The following is a 1,210-nucleotide window of genomic DNA, read 5'->3' on the forward strand; positions in this document are numbered from 1 at the left end:
AGTGAGTCAGACTGACGATTTAGTTCCCCTAGAGTATGAGGTAGCTGTGTATTATAAAGTATCTAATCCCTCTTTGTTAGTTACCAACATTCAGTTTGGAGCTCAGTACTTTAAGGATGCTGATTTAGCTATGTATATATCTCCTATAATAGATCAAGAGGTTAGCCAAGTATTAAACCATGTTAAATTGGTCGAAGTGTTCAAGAAGTTCGCTGACATATCAACGGCTGTTACAGCGGGATTAAAGACGTTCTTAGCAGAGATTGGAATAGAGTTAATATCAGTGAGGATAACTAAGCTGATTCCACAAGATCCAGAGTTAAGGAGAATTCTACAGTTAAGGGATTTAGGGATAGAAATTTATGATGCTGTAAGAATGGGGTTGGCTAGGATATTAGCAGAGAGTAGAGATCCTTCAAGTGTAAATATGGCATTAGGAGTTCCTTACTTCCCACAATTATCTAGCATAGTAATAGGAGGATATTTGCCATTCACTTATCCCGGAGCTGGTCAGCAACAATTACCTCAACTGCAGACGTTATTGAGGCAAGTGTTAGGAGGAGGGCAGACTAGCAGTGGTGGAGGAGAAGGCAACAAGTAGGATTTTAGGCTGGAACGTGTTAACGGGTATTGGATATAGTTTTATTTTAACTATTATCATGGGAGTATTGGCACTAATAGTTAAAGCCTTTTATCCCCCAACCGTTATACAAATATCTCCAATAGCTTCGCTAATAATTTCCCCCGCATTAGGTATCATACAATTAATAGTCTTAGCCCTCTTCATAGCCTTCGTTAGTCCATTAAGGAGTAAGGTAGCTGAATCAAACTTAAGACAAGTAAGAAAAATAGGAATTTACACTTCTCTAGGATATTTAGCATTTTCCTTATTGCCATTTGCATTTGTCGTACCTTATATTCAAACGTATATAGGATTAATTATAGCGTTTAACGTTCTCAATGGCAGTTTCGGTGGAGCCCTTGCAACTTTCTTTTAAAAACTAATTTTTTCCATTTTTGAATTGAGTTGGCGAGATTTATTGTGTTTAAGCTTTTCTATAAGGATTTTATTTAATTAAAAAGATCATAATCCGTATAAGAAGAGGAAGATGACGACTCCTAAATAAATAACTGAACCTGTTATTAGGCAAATTTTCGTGTTATTTACTATACTCTTGGGTAAAAAATTGTCCAAACAGTACTTACTCCC

2 protein-coding genes are annotated in these 1,210 nt (G+C 36.4%); both read left to right on the top strand.

The window, feature by feature from the left end; translation table 11 throughout:
- Nucleotides 1-601 (top strand): SPFH domain-containing protein (locus DMP16_RS09995; RefSeq protein WP_185957863.1); only part of this gene is annotated, 601 nt, incomplete at its 5' end.
- Nucleotides 576-998, top strand: a complete 423-nt coding sequence (locus DMP16_RS10000) for a hypothetical protein (RefSeq protein WP_069284204.1) — start codon at nt 576-578, stop codon at nt 996-998. The genes DMP16_RS09995 and DMP16_RS10000, both read left to right, overlap by 26 nt.
- The last annotated feature ends 212 nt before the right edge of the window (nt 999-1,210 follow it).

The sequence above is a fragment of the Sulfolobus sp. B1 genome (assembly GCF_007050195.1).
Classification (GTDB): domain Archaea; phylum Thermoproteota; class Thermoprotei_A; order Sulfolobales; family Sulfolobaceae; genus Saccharolobus.